Origin of the sequence: Meridianimarinicoccus marinus (assembly GCF_040689105.1) — a bacterium.
GTDB lineage: Bacteria > Pseudomonadota > Alphaproteobacteria > Rhodobacterales > Rhodobacteraceae > Meridianimarinicoccus > Meridianimarinicoccus marinus.
In genome coordinates, this window is the sequence record NZ_JBFBVU010000015.1 from 16,192 (window position 1) to 38,700 (window position 22,509).

A 22,509-nucleotide genomic window follows, 5' to 3' on the forward strand; every position below is an offset into this window, starting at 1 on the left:
TTAATTTTGATAGGCGGTGCGAAAAGAGTCTATCGTTTCGCGGGCACGTCCGGCGACAAGGGTCGCGCTGTCGCCGGGGCGGTATAGACTGGTGCCCAGCCCGAAACCGTGCACCCCGCTGGCCCGGTACGCCGCGAAATTTGCAGGGCCGACCCCGCCGACCACGCAGATCTGCACCGACGGTGGCAGCGTGGCGCGGATGGCCGTAATGCCGTCCGGACCGATCAGCGAGGCGGGAAAGAACTTCAGCCCCGTCGCTCCAAGCCGGATCGCGCGATGCGCCTCGGTGGCGGTGAAGACACCGGGAAAGCTGGCCATGCCGGCCTGAACCGTGGCGCTGACGACATCTTCGTTCACATCCGGCGAAACGATCAGGTTGCCGCCCGCCCCCTGCACCTGGGCGACCTGTTCCGGTGCCAGAACCGTCCCGGCCCCGATCAGGCTGGGCCCATAGGATTTCGCCGTTTCCGCCGCCCGACCGATCGAAGTGATCGGGTCCGGCGAATTCAGCGGGATCTCGATGGCGCGCAGCCCGACGTCGAGCAGTCCGCGGACAACCTCGGGCGTCTCATCCGGGGTGATCCCGCGCAGGATGGCGATCAGCTTGATGTCCATTTCGGACCAGAGTTCGGCAACTGTCATACAGTCCTCTCCATGTTTCAGGGTGTTGGCCAAAGGGCCGCCGCCGAAGCGGACAGCCCGGCGCATACGGCGTCATCGGCGTCCAGTCGCCGGACAAGGCACCCAGTACCGTCCAGTGCCCGCATATATCGGTCAGCAAGGACGCCCGAGGCGATCAGCGTCACGCTGTCCCCTGCCTTTGCTTGCGCACCGGCGATTTCCAGTCCGATGAGCAGACCGGACAGGCGCGACGCGACCTCGGCCCCCTCCATCAGGTCCAGAAGCGGGCCGGCGCGCAGGTGAAACAAGTCGCGCAGCAGGGACTCCGGATGCGTCAGTGCCGCCCGAACCCCGCCGTCGAAGGCCTCGCCGTCGAATTTGGCCGCATCGACGAAATGCGACAGGGTCGACTGACGCGACAGAAGCGCGAAGATCTCACCGGTCATCGCGGTCTCGAACCGAGCCAGGACGCCCTTTTCGATCACCGCCCATTTGGAATGGGTCCCCGGCATGCAGACCGTACCATCGACGCCGAACTGACGAACCGCGCCCAGCAGCATGGTTTCTTCACCGCGCATCACGTCCGGCGCCGAAGCGGCCCGCTGGGCCACCCCCGGAAGGATGCGGATGTCCCGGCTGTCGTGCGGCACCCGGATGGCGGATTCGGCCAGCCTGTCAAGCGGCAGCGGCAGGTCGAGGTAACGCGCTTCCCGCCAGCCGGTCCGTGCGCCGGCCATGCCGCAGATCACCACCGGCACATCTGTCCCCACATCCAGCGCCGCCAGATGGGCCTCAAGCACAGGGCCGAATTGCGTAGCGGTCAGCGTCGACATGCCCTCGCTGCCTTTGCGTTCACTCAGAACCTGTCCATCGGCGTCGATGACCCACAGGCGGAAGCTCGACGTGCCCCAATCAACCCCAACATACCGGATCATCGGGGTTACGCCTCGATCTCATGGGCCTTGATGAAGGCGCGGTCCGGCTCCACCCCCAGCCCCGGCCCCGTCGGAATGGCGATCAGCCCGTCGTTGCGCTTGACCTGTCCCTGAATGTCCAGCGGTTCGGCCAGAAGATGGTCGCGAAAGCGGTTCTCGGTGGTGTCGAATTCCAGCCACGGCTCGCGCGGGAACAGCCCGCCGGGCATCGGCGGCATGGCGGCCAGCAATTGCAGGTTGGTGGCCACTGCGATGGCCGAGCCCCAGACGTGATTGAAAACCGGGGTGAAATGCGCATGGCACAGGGCCAGCACCCGCAGGTATTCGGTGATACCGCCAAGGGCGCAAACCTCGGGCTGGGCAATGTCCAGTCCCCGGCTTTCCAGCAGTGCGCGCCAACCCCAGCGGTTGAACTCGGCCTCGCCGCCCGAGATGTTGACCTTCAGCCCGGCGCGCAGCTCGCGGTAACCATCCAGATCCTCGGGCGCGATCGGTTCCTCGAACCAATAGGCGCCCAACTCGTCCAGCGCGCGCCCCACATAGAACGCATCCGAGGTGGTGTAGGCATGGTTGGCGTCGGCCATGAAGTCGAAATCATCCCCGACACCGCGCCGCACCGCAGCGGCCAGCTTCACGTCAGCCTTGGCGCCAAGGCCGATCTTCATCTTGGTGGCGGCAAACCCCATGTCCCGGATTGCGGCCGCCTCATCAACGAAGCGTGCCACGTGATCCTCGGTGCTCTCGCGCTTCAGCATCATGCCATAGCCGTAGGACCGCACGTGGCTGCGATGCGCGCCGCCGATCAGCTTGTGAATCGGCTGCCCCGTCACCTTGCCGGCAATATCCCACAGCGCGATATCGACCCCGGACAGGGATTGCAGCGGCATGCCCTTCTGGCCGTGGTCGCGCAGCAGATTGTAGACCTTGTGCCAGATCACGTCGCGATCAATCGGGTCCATTCCCAGCACCAGCGGCTGGATCACCTTTTCCACGATCGCCTTGTTGGCCAGCGCCACATTGCCGGGGCCGAAACATTCGCCCCAGCCAGTGATCCCCTGATCGGTCTCGACCTCGACGATATGGGCGGTGCGCTTGGCGTAATACTGCTGCGAATAGCCCAGTTCCTCGGGCATGTCGCATTGCAGGACGTGGCTGGTGATCTTGGTGATTTTCAGGGTGTTGGCGATCGGTTCAAGTTCCATGACGTGCTCCATCAGGTCAGCCCCCGGCTGATACGCTTGACGACAAGATAGTCGTTCAGGGCCAGGCGCGAGCAGTCGTGACCGATGCCAGATTGCCCGATGCCGCCATGCGGCAGGTAGATGTCGTATTTGACGCCGTTGATCTGCACCTCACCATAGCGCAGCCGTCGGGCGACCCGGTCGGCCAGCGCCAGATCGGCGGTAAATATATAGGACGAGAGTCCACCTTCTTCGCCGTCATTGGCGCGCTCAACCACTGCCTCGCGATCATCGAAGGGGATCAGGCTGACGACGGGGCCGAAAATTTCGTTTCGGTAGATCTCCATCTCGGGCGTGACATGGTCCAGCACCGTGGGCGCAAGAAAATGCCCCTTGTCCAGCCCCTCGGGACGGTCGCCGCCGGCCAGAACCCCCGCACCCCTGGCGACCGCATCGTCAATCATCCCCTTGACCCGGCCCCAGGCGCGGCCGTCGATCATCGGGCCGGTCAGGATGTCGGCCTCCCTGTCGAACCCCACGTTGACCGCCCTGGCCCGCGCCACCACCTTGTCGCGGAAGGCATCGTAAACCGCGCGCTCGACAAAGACGCGGTTCGGGGTCACACAGATCTGCCCCGCGTTGTTGAACTTGACGGTGGTGACAATGTCCGCAGCAAGGTCCAGATCGGCGTCCCTGTAGACCAGCACCGGGGCATTGCCGCCCAGCTCCATCGAGAACTTCTTGATCGATGTCGCGCCCACCTTCATCAGATGCTTGCCGGTGTTGGTCGAGCCGATCAGCGTGATCAGATTGGGGATAGTTGAGGCCGCCAGCGCGTCCGACGGACCGTAGCCATCGGTCGTCAGGATATTGACCACTCCCGCCGGCAGTCCGATCTGTTGGCAAAGCTCTCCCACAGCATAGGCCGACACCGGCGTTGCGGCAGAGGGCCTCAGGATGATCGGGCATCCAGCAGCCATTGCCGGGGCGAGCTTGTAGGCAAGGTTCAGCAACGGGAAGTTCCACGCCAGATAGGCCACCGCGACGCCCAACGGTTCGTAGACGATGCGGTGCTCATGGGTGCCGTCGAGGTCGCGCAGGGTCTCGTCATGGACGCGCTGGATTTCCTCGGCGTAGAATTTCAGCGACCGTTCCAGCAGGTCGAAATCTTCCTGGGTACCGCCCCAGGGTTTGCCCATCTCCTGATGGATGCAGTCCCGCAGCATCTCTTCGTTGGCGATCACCGCATCGCGCAGTTTCAGCATCCAGCGCTGTCGCTCGACAACCGGTGTGGCGGTCCAGCCGGGGACCGCAGCCTGCGCCGCCTTCAGGGCCTTGTCCACATCGGCTTCCCCAGCGGCGGCCACCGTGGCCACGCGGGTTTCGGTCGCCGGGTTCACCACGTCGAGTCGGGCCTGCCCCTCGACCAGTTCGCCGCCGATATACATCTTCTTGTGCAGGGCCATGCGTGCCTCCCCGGCCTAAAGTACATTCATAATATGTTTATCAACTGCCGAGGCGGGAGTCGAGACCAAAGCGGCGGTCGGGCAATTACGACACCTCTGGTCTCAGTGGGGCTTTCGCCACCGTCGGACATCCGCCAGCAGGGCATCGCTGCCGCGTGCCAGAAGGCCGGTGTCGGTGCCGCAGGCGACGAAAGCGAACCCCTCGTCCAGAAGCTCCGCCGCCAGCGCCGGATCGGAGACCAGCGTACCAACCGGCACACCCATCGCCATGACCCGCCGGGCCACCGGGCGGATGCGGTCCCAGACCTCGCGGGCGGTGGGTTGGCCGAGCATCCCCATGTCGGCGGCAATGTCTGCCGGGCCGAAGAATAACCCCGTGACGCCCTCGACAGCGGCAATCTCCTCGGCCCGCGCCATGGCGGCCTGGGTCTCGACCTGCAGCAGGACGGCGGTTTCGTCTTTTACCCGCCTTGTGTAGTCAGCGACGCGTCCGAATTTGGTGGCCCGTGTCAGGCTGGATACCCCACGGATGCCGTGCGGCGGATAGCGGGTGGCGGCGACGGCCCGTTCGGCCTCCTCGACCGTCTGGATCATCGGGAACAGAAGCCCCGGCGCGCCAAGGTCCAGAAGGCGCTTGACCGTCACCGCGTCGTTCCATTCGACGCGCACAATCGGCACCGTGTCATAGGCGGCAAACGCCTGAAGCTGGCCTAGCACGCTGGCATAGTCGTTGTGGCTGTGCTCCATGTCGATCAGCGCCCAGTCGAAGCCGGCAGAGGCCACGACTTCGGCGGCGAAATTGCTGCACAGGCTGATCCAAAGACCGATCTGCTGGTCGCCTCTTGCCAGGGCGCGGGTAAACCTGTTCTCGGAAATGTTCATGGGCGTGTCGGCTTTCTGTAGGTCATTGGTCCGAAATCGGGATTGTCTGTGAAAACACGGACGGGCCGGGTGCCCCTGGGCTTGGATTGTGCCGGCTGTGGCCCTACACAGGAGCAATCGAAAATGCCGGATACAACAGTCGCTTCATGGACCAACAAACCTTTGTCACCGACGCTGAAAGCGCCTTTCTGACACTTCGGCAGGCCATTGTCATTGGCGACCTGGCGCCGGGTCGCAAGCTCAAGATCGCCGAATTGCGCGCGCAGTTCGGCTTTGGCGCCGCGCCGCTGCGCGAAGCCCTGTCGCGGCTGATCGGCGAGCGGGCGGTGGTGCAAAAGTCCAACCGCGGCTTCTATGTCCGCAGCGTCTCGGCTGCCGAGGTCGAGGATCTGGGCCGGGTGCGCATCCTGCTGGAAAGCGAGGCGCTGCGCGACAGTCTGAGCCGGGGCGACGATGCCTGGGAGGCACAGCTTGTCGCCGCCTATCACAGTTTGCGGCTGGCAGAGGATCGTAAAACCAGCCCACAGGAAATCGAGGCCCGCAACCGGGCGTTTCATGACGCACTGGTCTCGGCCACGCCGTCGAAATGGCTGCTGGACCTGCGCGACCAGATCTATGCCCACCACGAACGCTATCGCCACCTGTCGCGCAGCCTTGGGACCAGCGAACGCGACACGCCCGCCGAACACGCGGCGATCTACGCGGCGGCCATCGCGCGGGATGTGGCGGAAACCTGCACCCTCACCGCCCGCCACATCGAACTGACGACGGTGGCGGCGGTCAAGGCGATGAAGGCGTAAGCCGAACGGCGCCGCAACGATCCTCCCAGGAACCTGAAACGCCAAGCCCCGCCCTGGAGATGACGGCCACGTACCCGAAGTCGGATCCCTACGCATAGCTCGTCGCCCCGTCCGGCTTGCGCATCAGGGGCCGGGACCAATGGGAATATTCATCGGTCTGCAAGGCCTCTTCGATGATCTCGACTCCCCAGCCCGGCCGGTCGGGCCGGAGCTCAAGATAGCCATCAACCGGGACATAGGGATCGGCGATCCACGGCACGTCCCGGTGCACCTTGTATTCGAGGATCTTGAAGTTGGTGCAGGCGGCAGAGAAATGCACATTATGCGCGGTGGCCAGCGGCCCCATCGGGTTGTGCGGCGCCACCGGCACCGAATGGGCATCGGCCACCTCGGCAATTCGGCGCATCTCGGTCAGCCCGCCGACCACGGCAATGTCCGGCTGCACGATATCCGCCCCGCCGGCGTTCAGCAGCGCCAGGAACTGGTGGCGGTTGTAAAGCGCCTCGCCCGTGGCCAGCGGGATGTTCAGCTTTGCCTTCATCTGGGTCCAGGCGGGCATATGCTCGGGCCGCAGCGGCTCTTCCAGAAAGAACGGGTCGTAGGGCTCGATGGCACGGGCCAGCCGCACCGCGTCGATCCCCTCCATCAGCACCGAATGGGCGTCAAAGGCGATCTCGAAATGCGCCGGAAGCCCCTCGCGCAACTGGCGGAAATAATCCGCCGTCGCCTCGCAAACCTCGCCCCAGCGATGCTCGAACGGGTGCTTGCGATAGGGCGAGAGCTTGAAGGCCGTGAAGCCGAATTCCGCGTGCAGATCCGACAGCACCTCGACGCCATTGTCCGGCGCGCCGATGGCGGTGCAATAGACCCGCACCCGGTCCCGCATGTGGCCGCCGAGCATCTGGTAGACCGGCACGCCAAGTGCCTTGGCCGCGATGTCCCAGAGCGCGTGATCAACGGCGGAAAACGCGGCCAGCCCCAGTGCGCCCGGCGGAAACCGGGCGACATGCATGAGTTTCTCGTGCAGGAAGGTCACCCGGCGCGGATCCTCACCCAGCAGATGCGTGGCGAAATAGTCAAGGATCGGGGCCACCGCACGCTCAGGGCCATGGGCATAGGTCTCGCCCCAGCCGGTGATGCCAGCGTCGGTCCTGATGGCGACAAGCACCCTCGGGCGATCGTCGACACGCTGCATGTAGGTCCTGATTTCGGTGATCTTCATTGTTTCAATGCCGGATTGAGATGTTGCTGGTGATCGTGCTGTTCATGCGCCGGGCGACCGTCGATATAGCTGCCGACCGGCAACTGGTAGCCGCCGAAGGCCAGCGCATCGTTTTCGGCCTTCATCCAATCGAAGAGGCGCGTTTTCAGCCGCGCCTTTTCATCTGCAAGTGCCGGATCCCTTGCCCGGTTCACCCGCTCCTGCGGGTCGGTCTCCAGATCGTAGAACTCTTCGATGTCATGCGGGCTCCAGGCATATTTGTAGCGGTGCTCGCGGATGCCGCGAAACTTGAACTGGCGCCCCTGGTAAGCGTCATAGCCATAGACCGCGTGATCCTCGGCTGTGGCATCGAAACTGCGCGCGGTCTCTTCCAGCGTGAGGATCCCGGCGGCTTCGCTTTCGGCCAGCAGGGTCGGAAACAGATCGCGGAAGTTGACAAATCCTTCGTTGACCATCGCCGCGCCCTGTCCGGCTTCGCGGATCAGCATCGGAATGCGCATCACTTCCTCATAGAAGAACGGCCCCTTGTCGAACCAGCCATGCGCGCCCAGCATCTCGCCATGATCGGCGGTGAAGGCCAGGTTGGTGCTGTCGTCCAGCCCCAGCGCGGTCATCTTGCGACGGAACTGGCCGAAAAGGTCGTCGATGAACGAACAGAAGCCAAAATAGTGCTGCGCGGTGCGGCGCCAGTCCTGCTGATCAAGCCCGCGGGTATCCTGGCACGGCCAGTAGGGTGCACCCTGGGCCTTTGGCTTGCCCACTTCAGTGAACTGCGGGATGAAATTGTCAGGCATGTAGTCGTCGGGCAGATCGTCGTACATCCGCACCCAGTCCTCGGGCACATGGTGCGGAAAATGCGGCCCCGGAAGCGAAACGATCAGGCAGAACGGCTTGCCCGTGTCCGACAGGCTTTCCAGCCGCTCGATCCCCGCCATCACCCGCTTTTCATCCATATGGGTGCCTTGGGTGATCGTGCCGTAGAAGGGCGTCTTGCGCGGTGTTGCGAACTCCAGGTCATCGGCCGGGATCAGCGCCAGATCGCCACCATCGCTCAGCGGGGCGTCGATGCCGCGCTCTATCAGCGTGCCTGCCCCAAGATGCCATTTGCCAATGAAGGACACCTCGTAGCCGGCCTCTTGCAGACGCTCCATATAGGTCTTGTGGCTGGGGTGCAGCTTGCCGTGCGGATAGAAGGACGAGCCCTGAACATTGTCCATCGTGCCGGTCTGATGCGGCCATTTCCCGGTGAACAGACTGCCGCGCGCCGGGGTGCACAACGGCACCGAGGTGAAGGCGTTGACGTGATTGGTCGCCTCTGCGCGAAAGGCCTGAAGATTGGGCAGCTTGCAGGGATGGCCCGGCTGGTTGAGGGTGTCCCAGCGCCATTGATCGGTGATGAAAAGGACAATGTTCTTGGCAGTCATTCTGAAACTCTCTGGTTTGCGTGTCACGGGGTCGGGCGGGGGCGTTCGATCCACCAGATCGCAAGCCCCCCGCCGACGATCAGAAAGGTGCCCAGGACAAAGCCGGCGCTCATCGGGTCGCCGAAGAAGACGACACCCCACAAGCTGGCGACGATCACCTGGCTGTACAGGAAGGGCGACAGGATCGACGCCGGGGCGGCCTGCATTCCCAGTTGAATGGCCACATGGGCCAGGGTTCCGGTCAGGCCCAGACCGGCGAGGATCCCCATGTCGGCCAGCGTGACCGGGCTCCAGAAAAACGGCTGCACGGGCAGCAGGGCCAGGAAACAGATCACCGGCATCAGCGCCATCGAGGGCGCGGCTTCGTCGGGCGACGACAAGCGGCGGGTCATCAGCACATAGCCCGCCGAGCCGCAGGCCGACAGCAGCGGCAGGAGCCAGACCAGGGACGGCCCGCCAGCACCGTCGCGCGCGGGGCCAATGACCACAAGCACGCCGCAGAAGCCAAGGCACAACGCGGTCGTACGACGCCAGCCGATGCGCTCTCCCAAAAACAGGACCGACAGCAGCGTCACCACCAGCGGGCTGAGAAACTGGATTACTGTCGCCTGCGACAGCGGGATATGAGCGATGGCCACGAACATGGAGAGCGAAGCGGTCAGCAACAGTGCAGCCCGCGCCAGATGCAGCGGCAGGCGCCGGGTGCGATAGACCTCCTGCCGGCCCGCTGCCCGAAGAAAGATCGCGATGAACAGCGCGTGCCAGCCATAGCGCACGAAGGCGATCTGCATCGGCGAATGGCGCGCTGTCATTTCCTTGATGGCCGCATCCTGCGTGGCCAGGATGCAACCGGCCAGCGCCACCAGCCCCATGCCCGCAAGCATCGACCGTGACGCGGCTTCGGGGGCGATGGACGCGGCACCCGGCGCTGTATGGGTGGCGCAGTTCAATTGACGATGGCCGCGCGCGCGGTGCCCAGACGCAGGCGGGTTTCGGGATCGAACAGATGCACCGGGCCCTGCGGCAGCACATGCAGCACGTCCCCGTAGCGCCCGCTGATCCTTTCGCGCATCAGGCAGGTCACCGGCGTGTTGCCGATCTGGCCCACCACCTGGGTTTCCGCACCCGTGGGCTCGGTCACATTGACCTGCACCGCCAGCCCGCGTTCGGCCAGCTCGAACGTATCGGGACGGATACCGGCGATCACCGGGCGGCCGGTCTCGAAACCTTCGGTGCCCGAAAGGGCCAGCACCGTGCCATCGGCAAAGCGCACGCCGCCGTCGCAGACCTGCCCTTCCAGCAGGTTCATCGAGGGCGAGCCGATGAAGGCCGCGACGAACAGATTGGCGGGTTCGTCGTAAAGATCCAGCGGTGTGCCCACCTGCTCGATCCGGCCCTCGCTCATCACCACGATCTTGTCGGCCATGGTCATGGCTTCGATCTGGTCGTGGGTCACATAGACCGCCGTTGTGCCCAGGCGCTGATGCAACGACTTGATCTCGGCGCGCATCGACACGCGCAGCTTGGCATCCAGGTTGGACAGCGGCTCATCGAACAGGAACACCTTGGGATTGCGCACGATGGCGCGGCCCATGGCGACCCTCTGGCGTTGGCCCCCCGACAGTTCGCGCGGATAGCGGTCAAGGTAGGGTTCCAGGTTGAGGATTCGCGCGGCATCCTCGACCTTGGCCTTGATCTCGCCCTTCGACGCGCCGGCAAGCTGCATCGAGAAGGACATGTTGTCGGCCACCTTCATATGCGGGTAAAGCGCGTAGTTCTGGAACACCATCGCGATATCGCGCGCCTTGGGTTGCAGACCGTTGACCACCTTGCCGCCGATCTCGATGGTGCCGCCGCTGATGTCCTCCAGCCCGGCGATCATCCGCAGAAGCGTGGTCTTGCCACAGCCCGAGGGACCGACAAGGGCGACGAACTCGCCGTCCTCGATATCCACGTCGATGCCCTTGATCGCCCGCACCGCGCCATAGTTCTTGATGACCTGACTGATGGTAACATGTGCCATGTGATTTCTCCTTGTTCGGTGCCGAGCCTCAGCCCTTGACCGATCCCATTGTCATTCCGCGGATGAAGTGTTTCTGGAAGGCGAGGAAGACGACCAGCGTCGGGATGGCAGCCACCACCGCGCCCGAAGCCACCATGTTCCAGGCGATCTCGTATTCGCCCTCGAAGGACAGGATGCCCACGGTGACCGGCTTCTTGCCCGCCCCCTGGGTCAGCACGAGACCCCAGAGCAGATCGTTCCAGATCCATGTGAACTCCAGCACGATCAGCGCCGACAGCGCAGGCCGGGCCACCGGCACATAGATGCGCCGGAAGATCGTCCATTCGCTGGCCCCGTCGATACGGCCGGCTTCGCGCAATTCCCCCGGAACCGTGTTGAAGAAATTGGTCATGATCAGCACGGCAAAGGGGATCTGCCGCATGATGTGCACGATGATCTGCGCGATGAACGTGTCATGCAGGCCAAGGTCGGACATCAGCCGGAACACCGGAATCAGCTGGGTGTGGATCGGCACGAAGCTGAGCGAGACGATCACCAGGAACATCCAGATCCGCCCCTGGAACCGCATCCGGCTGAGTGCATAGCCCGCCATCATCGACACCAGAAGCGTGCCCGCAACCGATGGCAGCGTGATGATCACCGAGGCGCGCAGATAGGGCAGCATCTCGACAAAGGCGCGGCCCAGGTTGCCCCATTCATAACTGGACGGCAGCGCCCAGGCGCCGTTCTGGGTAATGTCGGGAATGGTGCGGACCGAGGTCAGCAGCGTGCCCAGCACCGGCAGGAAGAACACCAGCGCCAGAAGCAGCAGCAGCGCGATCTGCCCGCCGCGCATCAGCGGTTCTTCGATCCGTTCGCGCAGGCTGCCCCGGTCGATGGCCGCCCCGCGGGGGGCCGAGAGATGTGTGGTCATATCGGTCATGGCCTCAGCTCCAGTCACGTTCTTGGGCCTTGGCCATACGCCGCACGTAGGGCACCACCATGGTCGCCGTCATCAGGGTGACGATCACGCCGATCGCGGCGCCGTAGCCAAATTTGTAGTTCCAGAAAGTCTCCATATACATCCGGTAGCCCACCACTTCGGACGAGCCGAACGGACCGCCTTCGGTCATGGTCAGCACGATCTCGGTGGCCAGAAGCGCATGGATCAGCGCCGAGGAGACGGCGATGGTGCTGGCGGGTTTCAGCAGCGGCAGGGTGATGCGGAAAAAGATCTGCCGCCGCGTGCCACCATCCACTTTCGCCGCTTCGATCAATTCCTGCGGGATCGCCGAAAGGCCGGCCAGAAAGACCACCGTGGCAAAGGCCGTCTGCCGCCATGCGGCCGCCGCAATCACCGAATAGGTCGCCGCATCCGGGCCCAGCCATTCAACGATCAATCCTTCAAGCCCCAGCGCGATCAGCAGTTGATCCAGCAGGCCGACGTCGGGTTCATAGATCCAGCCCCAGACCACGCCGACAATCGCGAACGACAGCGCCAATGGCAGGAAGAACACCGTCTTGATCAGGCTCGCGCCCCAGAAGGTCTGCTTGACCAGCAGCGCGATGGTGATGGCCAGCGAATTGGGCACGATCAGGAAGGCGATCACCCAGATGCCCGTGTGTTTCAGCGCGTTCAGGAAATACTCGTCCTGGATCAGCGTTACATAGTTTTGCAGCCCGACGAATGTTCCGGGTTCCGCCACACCGACCTGATCGGTCAGGCTGATGGCGAAGGTCTGGAAAATCGGGTAGGCGCCGAAGATGCCGTAGATCAGGATCGCGGGCATCAGGAAAAGCCAAGGCGTGAGCCGGGCGTTCATGGCAGTGTCCTCCTCTGCTGTGCGACCGGGCAGCGGGGGCCGCCCGGTCGCAATGCCTCAGCTGTCGCCGAAGACGTCGTTGCGGCGATCTTCCAGCATTTCCAGCACCTTCATGTACTGGTCCGGATAGGCCAGGAAGCGCGGCAGCTCACGCTTGGCGACCTCGGTCACGCCGGGATGGGTGGCGAGTTCGAGGTTCTGGTGGAACGGCGCATCCAGCATGTCCTGGAATTTCACGATGGTCGGCTGGAACGAGGCCGGTTCGTAGATTTCAACGGGAACGTCCTTGTTGGCCGCCATTCGCTGCGCCTGCGCCGCAAACAACTCCTGCGGTTCGCGCTCAGAGACGCATTTCAGCATGGCCAGTGCGTTTTCGGTGTTCTCGCCGGCGCCACTTGCGGCCCAACCTTCGACAGCACCTTCGACGGCAAGCTCGATACCGGGTGTGATGGCCGGGAAGTCGAAGACGTCAAAATCGGTCCCCGGCTCCAGCCCCGCGGCAATGAAGTTGCCGACCGTCCATGTGCCCATCAGCTCCATCGCGCCCTCGCCGTTGACAAACTTGGTCGCCATTTCTTGCCAGCCGATGCTGGACGTGCGGTCATTGAAATAGCCTGCTTCCAGCAGGTTCTTCCAAAGCTCCATAGACTCGATGACGCGCGGGTCGAGATAGCTTTCGGTTCCCGCCATCAGCCCGTTGCGGAAGTCCGACCCGGCCACGCGCAACACGAAATAGTCGAACCACAACAGCGGCTCCCAACCGGATTTCGATCCCAGAAGGAAGGGGGTGACGCCGGCCTCCTTCAGCTGGGCCGCCACGTCGAGAAACCCATCCCAGGACTGCGGGGCTTCCAGCCCGTGTTCTGCGAAGACGCGCTTGTTGTACCAGAAAACGTTGGGCTGGAAGGTGGTCGGGATGGTGTAGACGTTGCCATCCGGCTCGGTGCTGGTGGCCTGAACGCCCGCCGGGTAGTTGTCCTTGATCTCGTCCCAGATGTCGTTCATCGCGCGGATCTTGCCAGTCGCGGCCTGAAACTGCGAACGTCCACCGGCCCAATAGGCGTAGATGTCGGGCGGGGTCGAACTGGAGAGCTGCACCGGAAGCTGCACCTCGTATTGCTTGGGCGGCGAGAAGTTCTCGATGATCTCGATATCCAGCCGTTCGGCGCAGGCATTCCACATTGCCATGCGCGGCACCCGCATCGGCTCTGCCGCCGAGCGGTGGAACAGGTGCACCACGCCTTCGGCAACCACCGGGGCTGGGGTCAGGGTCAGCCCGCTCAGGGCCAGTGGCAAGCTCAGGCACATGGTGGCCACGCTCTGTTTCAGTCGGGACATCTCATCCTCCTCCGGTTTGCTTTTTGTCGCTGGTATTGCTTTTTATCGACAAATACAAACATAATATGTTTCTGTACTGTCCGTCAAGCCGCAACGAAACGCAAGTCTCTCGACCTGGCGCCACGCGGCACGGCTGTGCAAACCGCCGAACCCACGAGACTGAAAATCATCGGAGAACAGAGATATGGATGGACCCACCCTAAGCCCGATCAGCGCGCATGCGCGATTGTGGCGCCCCGCCGACAAGGACGTGCGCTGGACCGGTGGCTTCTGGGCCGAAAAGCAAAACCTGATCCGCAGTGAGTCGATTCACAGCGTTCTGGACGCGATGGAAGACCCCGCGAACGCCGCCTACTTCGGGAATTTCCGCGCCGTTGCCGAAAGCGGCGGGACATTCCACGGCCGCTACTGGAGTGACGGCGATTGCTACAAGGCGCTTGAGTCGATCCTGCTGCTGACGGACGTGTCACCGGACGAAGCACTCACTCGCTTCATGAATGACCGCATCGACATCATCGCCGCCGCGCAGGAGCCTGACGGCTATCTCAACACCCAGATCACCCTGACCGAGCTTGGACGCTGGACCGATATCGAGCATCACGAGATGTACAATCTCGGGCATCTCTTCACCACGGCCTGCCTGCACCATCAGGTCACCGCAGACCCCAGGCTGCTGAACATCGCGCGGCGGGCCGCCGACAACCTGTATGACACTTTCCACCCCCGCGATCCGGACCTCGCCCGCTTCGGTTTCAACCCCTCGCAGATCATGGGTCTGGTCGAGCTTTTCCGCGAGACCGGGGAGGCCCGCTATCTCGAACTCGCGCGGATCTTTGTCGACAATCGCGGCACCCACCCCGAACGTCCCGGCAACAACGGCGACCAGAGCCAGGCCCGCGTGCCGCTCCTGGACGAGACCGAAGCGGTGGGCCACGCGGTCACCGGCCCCTATCTTTGGGCCGGGGCAGCCGACATCGTGATGGAAACCGACGAGGCGCCGCTGATGGCCGCAATCACCCGCATCTGGGAGGATTCCACCTATCGCAAGATGTACATCACCGGCGGTATCGGCGCGCTGCACAAGGGCACAGCCGAGCGCAGCCATCCCCGCTATGAACCCATCGCCGAGGCTTATGGCCGACCCTACCAACTGCCCTCGGACACCGCCTATAACGAAACCTGCGCCAATATCGCCAACGCGATGTGGAGCTGGCGAATGCTGCAACTGACCGGCGATGCCCGCTATGGCGATGTGATCGAACGGGTGATGTACAACACCGGGCTGTCGGGCGTGTCGCTGTCGGGGACGCATTTCACCTATTCCAACCCGCTGCGCTTCAACGGCGAGACGCATTTCATCGGCAACAACGACTCGCCCCGCCGCTGGACCCGCTGGACCTGCTACTGCTGCCCGCCGCAAGTGACCCGCACCATCGCCGGGCTGCACCGCTGGGCTTATTCGACGGCCGAAAATGCCGTCTGGGTGCATCTCTATGGAACCAACAGGCTGGACACCGACCTTGGCACCGGGCGCATCACGCTGCGGCAGGACTCGGACTTCCCGTGGTCCGGCGAGGTGTGCATGTCTGTCGAGGCCGCCCCCGAGGCAGACTGCACCCTGCACCTGCGCATTCCGGGCTGGAGCGACACTACCCGCCTTCGTGTAAATGGCGATCCGGTCGAGGTCACGGGCTGCGGGCCCCGCTACCTTGCCCTCACCCGGTCCTGGGCGCCCGGCGACGTGATCGAACTGACGCTGGACATCCGCCCCCGCATTCTGGCCGCCCGTCCCGAGGTCGAGGAGTTGCGCAACCAGGTGGCGGTGATGGCGGGCCCGGTGGTCTATTGTCTGGAAGGCGCGGATCTGCCCGAGGGGGTGACAATCAACGATGTCGCCCTGCCCGCCGACGCACGCTTCACTCCGGTTGCAGCACAGGGGGTCTTCGACGGCCTGACCCTGCTGCGCACCGAATTGCCCCGGCGCGCGCCCTGGACCACACAGGCGCTGTACGCCCCGGCAAGGGCCACGGATCAGAGTGCGGTTTCCGCAACCCTGATCCCCTATTTCGCGTGGAACAATCGCAACGACAACACAATGGCGGTCTGGTTGCCGCGCAAGGGTTGAACGAAAAAGGGATACCGCATCGCTGCGGTATCCCTCTGACCTACCGGATGTCGCGTGGTCAGGCGGCAGGCACCTCGAACTCGGCATGGGTGGTCTTGAAGGTCAGGTATTCGTTGATCGCCATCTGCCCGCCTTCGATGCCGACGCCCGAGTGTTTCACCCCGCTGAACGGTGCCTCGAAATGCGACAGCTGAAAGTTGTTGATCCCCACCATTCCCGACTGCAATTCCGCCGACAACCGCCGCGCCACCACCTCGGACCGGGTGAAGGCATAGGCGGCAAGGCCGTACTGCGTGCTGTTGGCCCGCGCGATGGCATCGCTCAGATCGGAGTAGGTGGTCAGCGAGGCCACCGGGCCGAAAGGCTCTTCCGACATGATCTCGGCATCGTCGGTGACGTTTTCCAGAACCGTGGGCGTAAAGAAGAACCCCTTGTTCTGTTCCCGCGCCCGGCCACCGCCCAACCGCAGGGTCGCGCCCCGCTCCACCGCGTCGGATACCAGCCGCTCCAGCTTGTCCAACTGTGCCGGACTGGCCATCGGTCCCATGGTCGTTTCGGACGCCATCGGATCGCCGATGCGCAGGTTTTCAGCCTCACTCATGAAGACCTCGGTAAACGCTTCGGCCACTTCCTCATGCAGAAAGAACCGGCTGGGCGAGCCGCAGATTTGGCCCGTATTCATGAACTTGAACTTCGCCGCCAGCCGGGCCGCGGCCGGCACATCGGCATCCGGGCAGATGATCAGCGGTGCATGACCGCCCAGCTCCATCGACACCCGTTTCACGGTCTGCGCCGATTGCGCCATCAGCAAGCGGCCGACGCGGGTGGATCCGGTGAAGGAGATCTTGCGCACCGCTTCCGCTTCCATCAGCGCGGGCGATACCCCCTGCGGGTCGCCTTGCAGGATCTGCACCACACCGCTCGGCAGACCGGCGGCCTGACAGCACTCGCCAAGGATCGTGCCAACCAGTGGGGTTTGTTCCGAAGGGCGCAGGATCACCACGCAGCCCGCGGCCAGCGCCGGCGCCAGCTTGCGCGCGGGCAGACCAAGGGGGAAGTTCCACGGGCTGAAGGCGGCCACGATGCCCACCGGTTCCGGCGTGATGCTCAGATGCCCGCCAAAGCGCGAGGTGATGGTCTGGCCGAACAGCCGCTCGGCCTCGCCCGCCATCCAGACAAACTGTTGCGCGGCAGAGTCAGCCTCGCCAATCGCCATGGCGTGCACCCGGCCCATTTCGGTGGCAATGGCACGGCCAAAATCCTCGCGGCGCTTGACGATTTCTTCGGCGATGCGCCGCAGGTACTGCGCGCGCTGCCAGCCGGGGATGGCCGACCATTCGGCAAATCCCGCTTCGGCATGTTGCAACGCCTGTGCGACGTGTTTGGGGCTACAGCAGGGGACCTCGTACAGCGTGTCGCCAGTTGCCGGGTTGACGACGGCCATGGGCGGCAGGTCCGAGGCCGTCCCCCAGGTGTCGCCAATTAGGTACTTGGGGTGTTGTTCGGGCATCTTTTGCTCCAAAATGTTCAAGAAAAGGAAAGGGAAACGGTGCCGAGCGGGCCAAAGTCGGCCTCCAGCCGGTCGCCGGGATCGGCCCAGACCGGGCGCGTGAACGACCCCGACAGCACCATGTGCCCGGCCTCCAGCCCGCCGCCATAGGTGGCCAGCTTGTTGCCCAGCCAGGCGACCGCATTGGCCGGATGATCCATGACCCCGGCGGCAATGCCGGTTTCCTCGATCTCGCCATTGCGGCGGAACAGGGCGCCGGCCCAGCTCCAGTCGATCTCGTCGGGGCGGAACCGCCTGGCACCTAGGATCAGCCCGGCGGCCGCGCCATTGTCGGCCACAGTGTCGAAAATGCGGCGCGGTTCGGTCACCCGCGCATCGATGATCTCGATCGAGGGCACCACGTAGTCGGTCGCGGCAAGCACGTCATCCAGCGTCAGGCCCGGACCCTTTAGCGGTGATTTCAGGACGAAGGTCAGCTCGGGCTCGACCCGCGGCACACAGAAGTCGGCATGTGCGACCGTCGCGTCATCCTCGATCAGCATGCTGGCAAAGACATGGCCGTAGTCCGGCTCGTTGATCTTCGACGCCGCCCGCATCGCCTTCGAGGTCAGCCCGACCTTGTGGCCGATCAGGCGGTCCCCTGCCCTCGCCCGCGCCGCCGCCACTTCGCGGCTGATCGCATAGGCATCTTCGATCTCGATCTGAGGATAGGTCGCCGACAGGCGCTCGGCCTGCACCCGTGTCTGTTCGGCCCGAAACAACGCGCGGGCCGCCTCTGTTCGCTGGTCTTGTGATAACATCGGTATTCCTTTCTTTTACCGATATTCTTACGGCATATCTAATCATAATATCAATACATTTTCTCCAGGCCTGCATTGCCGCCCGAAGGCCACGGCGTTGCTTTCCGCCACAAAGGTATTATGTTTCCCAAAAGACAGGAGATTTCGCCGTGCCCTCTTCCGACCAGGACGTCCTGATCCCGACGTCGAACACCCTCTCCCGCTCGCTGTCCGGCCAGATTTCCCGAAAACTGGGCGAGCGCATTCTCGATGGCCAGCTTCAGCCCGGCCAGTTGCTGCCGGACGAAAACGCGCTGTGCGAGGAATTTGGCGTCAGCCGCACCGCGGTGCGGGAAGCGGTCAAGATGCTGGTCGCCAAGGGGCTTCTCGAAGTGCGCCAGCGGATCGGCACACGGGTGCAGGACGTCGGGAATTGGCAGATGCTCGACCGCGACGTGTTGATGTGGCACCAATCCCTGACCATCGAGGACGAGCGGCTGATCTCGCTGATGGAGTTGCGGCAGTCAATCGAACCCGACGCCGCCTACTACGCCGCCAACCGCCGCAGCGAGGCGCAACTGAAAGCAATCCTCGATGCGGTGGATCAGATGCAGGCCAGCACCCGTGAGAACAGCGAATACGTTCTGGCCGACGCCCGGTTTCACATCGCCGTACTGCGCGCCACCAACAACCGCTATCTTGAAGCCCTTGAGAACGCTATTTTCGCTGGGCTGATGCTGTCGATCCGCCTGACCAACCCCGAAGAAAGCCTGAACCGCAAATCCGTGCCCCTGCATCGCGCCATTGCCGAGGCCATCGCAGCACAGGATGCGGACGCCGCCTATTCCGGAATGAAAAACCACCTCGCCGACGCTGCCGCCCGGCTGTCGAAAGTGGTCAAGCTCGATCCCTCGCGCTGAGCGCGCCGAGCTGCGCCCGGCCAATCGGATCTGACGCAAGACGGCGCGGGCCCTGCCGTTCACCAAAAAATGTAGTGTGCGAATCTGGACAGGCATTTCTGAATGACCCACGCTCACATGATGCGGGTTGAGGAATTGCCAAACGACCTAATTCAAGAACCGTAGCCCCGTTGCTTCACGCCCTTTTCCCTAACGGAGTCCTGCTGATGAACACTCAGACACCTGCGCGCCGCCTGACCGCCGCCGATTTCGATCAAGAGCTTCTGGACCTCTACGACTATTACGCCCACGGCAAGATTTCGAAGCGGGAGTTCCTCGACCGGGCCGGCAAATGGGCCGTCGGGGGGCTGACGGCGGCAGCGATCCTTGGCACGCTTTCGCCCAACTACGCGCTGGCCGAACAGGTGGCCGTGGATGATCCGGACATTCAGGGCGAAGACATCGTCTATCCAAGCCCGAACGGCACCGGCGACATCACCGCCTATCTGGTTCGCCCGACACAGATCGACCCGAGCCGCCCGCCAGCGGCCGTGCTGGTGATCCACGAAAACCGGGGGCTGAACCCCTATATCCGCGACGTGGTGCGCCGGTTGGCAAAGGCCGGTTTCGTCGCCATGGGTCCGGACGGGCTGTCGTCGCTGGGTGGCTATCCGGGCAGCGATGACAAGGGGCGCGAGATGCAGCGCACCCTCGATCAGACGGCCCTGCTGAACGACTTCTTCGCGGGGTTCGAATATCTTCAGGCGCTTGACGGCACCAACGGCAAGGTGGGCGCGACGGGCTTCTGCTATGGCGGCGGTGTCGTGAACAAGCTGGCCGTCGCCTATCCCGAAATGGCGGCGGGCGTGCCCTTCTATGGCGCTGCCCCCGAAAGCAGCCAGGTGGCGCAGATCCAAGCCCCGCTGATGATCCAGCTTGCCGCGCTCGACCAGCGCATCAATGCCATGTGGCCCGATTATCAGAAGGCGCTTGAGGAAAACGACAAGCGGTACGAGGTCAATATCTACCCAGACGTGAACCACGGGTTCCACAACGACACCACGCCCCGCTACGACGAACAGGCCGCCCGCCTTGCCGAACAGCGCACCGTGGCCTGGTTCCGAACCTATCTTGCGGGGTAAGCCGGGGGGCGCCGGACAGCCCACCTGATCCGGCGCCATCGGCACCCGAGTTGACGTGTCCCCGCGCAACGATACCTATCCAGAGACCCCGCAGGGTTTTCTGACGTGGCAGACAGGAGAGACCGACATGCCAACCTCATCCCCGACGCGGCGCGCGGTGATGGCCACCGCAGGGGCCGCGCTGTTGCTCCATGCGCCGGGCCTGATCCGGCCCGCGCTGGCTCAAAATCTGGAACCCACGCGAACCATGCGGGGCGGAGCCAACAACTATCGCCCCGGCGCGCCGATCGTGAAACGCATCGGCAATGGCGGCTTCTGGACCACCGGCACCGTGCGCCGCGCCGGCGATGGCGCCCCGCTTGCCGGGCGGCGCATCCAGGTCTGGGCGCATACGACGGAAGGGCACGAACGCGACAAGCGCTCGCACGGGGCGACGCTGACGGATGCCCAGGGCGTGTTCCGCATCGAGATGCCGCAGATCGTCCCCGCCTTCGGGCAGCCGCACGGGCATCTGGCCTATGACGCCGACTTTGACGACGGCGGTTTTGAAACGGTGTTCCTGCGGCCCGTGATGGCGCGGGCCTCGGACACGCGCCTTCATGTAGAGTTCGTGCTGCGCCCCGCCTGATGGCCTTGCGCGGCCCGCTTGTGTGGACGGCGCTGGCGCTCGCCATCGCCACACCGCTGATCGCCGCCGCCCAAAGCCCGCTGCTGCAATGGCGCGACCCGATCTATATCGCAGCCGGGTTTGCCGGGATCGCTGGACTGGCGCTGTTGCTGGTCCAGCCGCTGTTGATCGCGGGCGCCCTGCCCGGGGTTCCGGTCCGGCGTGTCCACATCTGGTGCGGGGCCGGTCTTGTCCTGGCGGTTGTCCTTCACGTGGGGGGGCTCTGGATCACCAGCCCACCGGATGTCGTAGATGTCTTGCTGTTCCGGTCTCCGACACCGTTTTCGGTCTGGGGGGCCGTGGCGATGTGGGCGGTCTTCGCGGCGGCCTTGCTTGCCGCGTTACAAAAGCGGATCGGGCTGCGGCTCTGGCGTCTGGGACACAGCCTTGCGGCGGTCCTGATCCTGACCGGCACCGTGGTGCACGCCTTGTTGATTCAGGGCACCATGGAGGAGGTGACGAAGGCGGTCTTCTGCCTGTTCGTTCTGAGCGCGGGGGCCTTGGCGCTGCGCAAGCGCCGGGTCTGGCGCATGTGGCGCGGACCATCGGCGAGCCGTCGTTAGGGGGCAAAGCCGGGCGCAGATGGGGAGGACACCTGCGCCCGGACGCGATCAGCGCAGCGCTTCCGTCGTCTCCAGATCGAAGGCATGAAGCTGCGCCGGGTTCAGGCGGATCGTCACGGTGTCGCCCCTAACCGGGTGGTCGACGCCGCCGACGCGGGCCAGCAGCCGCACATCGCCGATGCCAAGGCTCAACAGCGCATCGGCGCCCAGCAATTCGTCCAGAAGGACGTTCGCCGTATAGGTCATCCCGTCCGCGCCGGTGGCGCCGGGCAGAACCTCGATATGTTCGGGCCGGACGCCCAGCCGGATGCGCCTGCGGGGGCCGGTGTCCATGGGCAGGCTGGGCAGGGCCAGGCTGCCACAATCGCTGCGCCAACCGCCGGTGTCATCGCGCGACAGATCGACGAAATTCATCGCCGGGCTGCCGATGAAGCCCGCGACGAATTCATCCGCCGGGTGGTCATAGACTTCGCGCGGGGTGCCGACCTGCGCCACCACACCGCCGTTCATGATGACGATCCGGTCGGCCAGCGTCATCGCCTCGACCTGATCGTGGGTGACATAGACCGAGGTCGCGTTCAGCCGCCCGTGCAGCTCCTGAAGCTCCATCCGCATCTTGACGCGCAGCTTGGCATCCAGGTTCGACAGCGGCTCGTCGAACAGGAACACCTTTGGCGTGCGCACGATGGCCCGGCCAATGGCGACGCGCTGGCGCTGGCCACCCGACAGCGCGGCGGGTTTGCGCTGAAGATAATCGGTCAGGCCCAGAAGCTCGGCGGTGTGGCCGACCCGCTGCGCAATCTCCGCCGCCGGTACCTTCTGAAGCTTCAGCGCCATGGCCATGTTGTCGAACACGGTCTTGTGCGGATACAGCGCGTAGTTCTGGAACACCATTGCCACGCCGCGATCCTTGGGATCGACATCGTTCATCCGCGCGCCGCCGATCAGCAGATCGCCCTTGGTGATGCTTTCCAGCCCGGCAATCATCCGCAGCGTCGTGGATTTTCCGCAGCCCGACGGCCCCAGCAGCACCAGGAATTCGCCTTCGCGGATCGTCAGGTCGAACTGCTGCACGGCCTCGACGCTGCCATAGGACTTGCCGATACGATCCAGTTTCACTTCTGTCATTG

Annotated in this window: 21 protein-coding genes; 6 read left to right on the forward strand and 15 right to left on the reverse strand. The window is 64.1% G+C overall.

Annotated features, from left to right (window positions below; all coding sequences use genetic code 11):
- From AB0T83_RS12480 to AB0T83_RS12500, 5 genes are all read right to left on the reverse strand, one after another.
- Nucleotides 1–642, reverse strand: a complete 642-nt coding sequence (locus AB0T83_RS12480; protein ID WP_366193465.1) for a 2-dehydro-3-deoxy-6-phosphogalactonate aldolase — start codon at nt 640–642, stop codon at nt 1–3.
- Nucleotides 643–659: 17 nt separating this feature from the next.
- Nucleotides 660–1,556, reverse strand: a complete 897-nt coding sequence (locus tag AB0T83_RS12485; RefSeq protein ID WP_366193466.1) for a 2-dehydro-3-deoxygalactonokinase — start codon at nt 1,554–1,556, stop codon at nt 660–662.
- A 5-nt stretch (nt 1,557–1,561) separates the two neighbouring features.
- Nucleotides 1,562–2,731, reverse strand: a complete 1,170-nt coding sequence (locus tag AB0T83_RS12490; RefSeq protein WP_366193546.1) for a mandelate racemase/muconate lactonizing enzyme family protein — start codon at nt 2,729–2,731, stop codon at nt 1,562–1,564.
- Nucleotides 2,732–2,769: 38 nt separating this feature from the next.
- Nucleotides 2,770–4,203 (reverse strand): NAD-dependent succinate-semialdehyde dehydrogenase, encoded by a 1,434-nt coding sequence (locus tag AB0T83_RS12495; RefSeq protein WP_366193467.1) that lies wholly within the window; start codon nt 4,201–4,203, stop codon nt 2,770–2,772.
- A 102-nt stretch (nt 4,204–4,305) separates the two neighbouring features.
- A complete protein-coding gene (locus AB0T83_RS12500; RefSeq protein ID WP_366193468.1) occupies nt 4,306–5,085 on the reverse strand; it encodes an HpcH/HpaI aldolase family protein in 780 nt (259 codons plus the stop codon).
- A 146-nt stretch (nt 5,086–5,231) separates the two neighbouring features.
- Between AB0T83_RS12500 and AB0T83_RS12505 the strand changes: the two genes are divergently transcribed.
- Nucleotides 5,232–5,885, forward strand: a complete 654-nt coding sequence (locus tag AB0T83_RS12505) for a GntR family transcriptional regulator (RefSeq protein WP_366193469.1) — start codon at nt 5,232–5,234, stop codon at nt 5,883–5,885.
- Between the two features lie 88 nt (nt 5,886–5,973).
- Here AB0T83_RS12505 and AB0T83_RS12510 read toward each other — a convergent pair whose 3' ends face one another.
- From AB0T83_RS12510 to AB0T83_RS12540, 7 genes are all read right to left on the reverse strand, one after another.
- Nucleotides 5,974–7,107, reverse strand: a complete 1,134-nt coding sequence (locus AB0T83_RS12510) for a mandelate racemase/muconate lactonizing enzyme family protein (RefSeq protein ID WP_366193470.1) — start codon at nt 7,105–7,107, stop codon at nt 5,974–5,976.
- Complete coding sequence (locus AB0T83_RS12515) at nt 7,104–8,531, reverse strand: sulfatase-like hydrolase/transferase (protein WP_366193471.1); 1,428 nt, start codon at nt 8,529–8,531, stop codon at nt 7,104–7,106. The genes AB0T83_RS12510 and AB0T83_RS12515 overlap by 4 nt, the downstream gene beginning before the upstream one ends.
- 23 nt (nt 8,532–8,554) lie before the next feature.
- Nucleotides 8,555–9,415: a DMT family transporter gene (locus AB0T83_RS12520; protein WP_366193472.1), complete on the reverse strand. Its 861-nt coding sequence runs from the start codon at nt 9,413–9,415 to the stop codon at nt 8,555–8,557.
- Between the two features lie 62 nt (nt 9,416–9,477).
- Nucleotides 9,478–10,554 (reverse strand): ABC transporter ATP-binding protein, encoded by a 1,077-nt coding sequence (locus tag AB0T83_RS12525; RefSeq protein ID WP_366193473.1) that lies wholly within the window; start codon nt 10,552–10,554, stop codon nt 9,478–9,480.
- Nucleotides 10,555–10,582: 28 nt separating this feature from the next.
- Nucleotides 10,583–11,476 (reverse strand): carbohydrate ABC transporter permease, encoded by an 894-nt coding sequence (locus AB0T83_RS12530; RefSeq protein ID WP_366193474.1) that lies wholly within the window; start codon nt 11,474–11,476, stop codon nt 10,583–10,585.
- A gap of 4 nt (nt 11,477–11,480) precedes the next feature.
- Nucleotides 11,481–12,356: a carbohydrate ABC transporter permease gene (locus AB0T83_RS12535; RefSeq protein WP_366193475.1), complete on the reverse strand. Its 876-nt coding sequence runs from the start codon at nt 12,354–12,356 to the stop codon at nt 11,481–11,483.
- A gap of 57 nt (nt 12,357–12,413) precedes the next feature.
- Nucleotides 12,414–13,694, reverse strand: coding sequence for an ABC transporter substrate-binding protein (locus AB0T83_RS12540; RefSeq protein ID WP_366193476.1), 1,281 nt, complete (start codon nt 13,692–13,694; stop codon nt 12,414–12,416).
- A gap of 184 nt (nt 13,695–13,878) precedes the next feature.
- On the opposite strand from AB0T83_RS12540, the gene AB0T83_RS12545 reads away from it, so the two are divergent.
- Entirely contained in the window at nt 13,879–15,819 is a 1,941-nt protein-coding gene (locus tag AB0T83_RS12545) for a glycoside hydrolase family 127 protein (RefSeq protein ID WP_366193477.1), read from the forward strand.
- Nucleotides 15,820–15,877: 58 nt separating this feature from the next.
- Here AB0T83_RS12545 and AB0T83_RS12550 read toward each other — a convergent pair whose 3' ends face one another.
- Nucleotides 15,878–17,329 carry an NAD-dependent succinate-semialdehyde dehydrogenase gene (locus tag AB0T83_RS12550; protein WP_366193478.1) on the reverse strand — a complete coding sequence of 484 codons (1,452 nt, stop codon included), beginning with the start codon at nt 17,327–17,329 and terminating at the stop codon, nt 15,878–15,880.
- A gap of 17 nt (nt 17,330–17,346) precedes the next feature.
- Nucleotides 17,347–18,129, reverse strand: a complete 783-nt coding sequence (locus AB0T83_RS12555) for a fumarylacetoacetate hydrolase family protein (RefSeq protein WP_366193479.1) — start codon at nt 18,127–18,129, stop codon at nt 17,347–17,349.
- 149 nt (nt 18,130–18,278) lie between these two features.
- On the opposite strand from AB0T83_RS12555, the gene AB0T83_RS12560 reads away from it, so the two are divergent.
- The 4 genes from AB0T83_RS12560 to AB0T83_RS12575 all read left to right on the forward strand — a co-directional run bounded on the left by AB0T83_RS12560 (nt 18,279) and on the right by AB0T83_RS12575 (nt 21,379).
- A complete protein-coding gene (locus AB0T83_RS12560; RefSeq protein WP_366193480.1) occupies nt 18,279–19,028 on the forward strand; it encodes a FadR/GntR family transcriptional regulator in 750 nt (249 codons plus the stop codon).
- Nucleotides 19,029–19,234: 206 nt separating this feature from the next.
- Complete coding sequence (gene yghX, locus AB0T83_RS12565) at nt 19,235–20,149, forward strand: YghX family hydrolase (RefSeq protein WP_366193481.1); 915 nt, start codon at nt 19,235–19,237, stop codon at nt 20,147–20,149.
- 127 nt (nt 20,150–20,276) lie between these two features.
- Nucleotides 20,277–20,777: a twin-arginine translocation pathway signal gene (locus AB0T83_RS12570; RefSeq protein WP_366193482.1), complete on the forward strand. Its 501-nt coding sequence runs from the start codon at nt 20,277–20,279 to the stop codon at nt 20,775–20,777.
- Nucleotides 20,777–21,379: a ferric reductase-like transmembrane domain-containing protein gene (locus AB0T83_RS12575; protein WP_366193483.1), complete on the forward strand. Its 603-nt coding sequence runs from the start codon at nt 20,777–20,779 to the stop codon at nt 21,377–21,379. The genes AB0T83_RS12570 and AB0T83_RS12575 overlap by 1 nt, the downstream gene beginning before the upstream one ends.
- 48 nt (nt 21,380–21,427) lie before the next feature.
- Here the strand turns inward: AB0T83_RS12575 and AB0T83_RS12580 are convergent, their stop codons facing one another.
- Nucleotides 21,428–22,507, reverse strand: a complete 1,080-nt coding sequence (locus AB0T83_RS12580) for an ABC transporter ATP-binding protein (protein WP_366193484.1) — start codon at nt 22,505–22,507, stop codon at nt 21,428–21,430.
- Between the last annotated feature and the right edge of the window lie 2 nt (nt 22,508–22,509).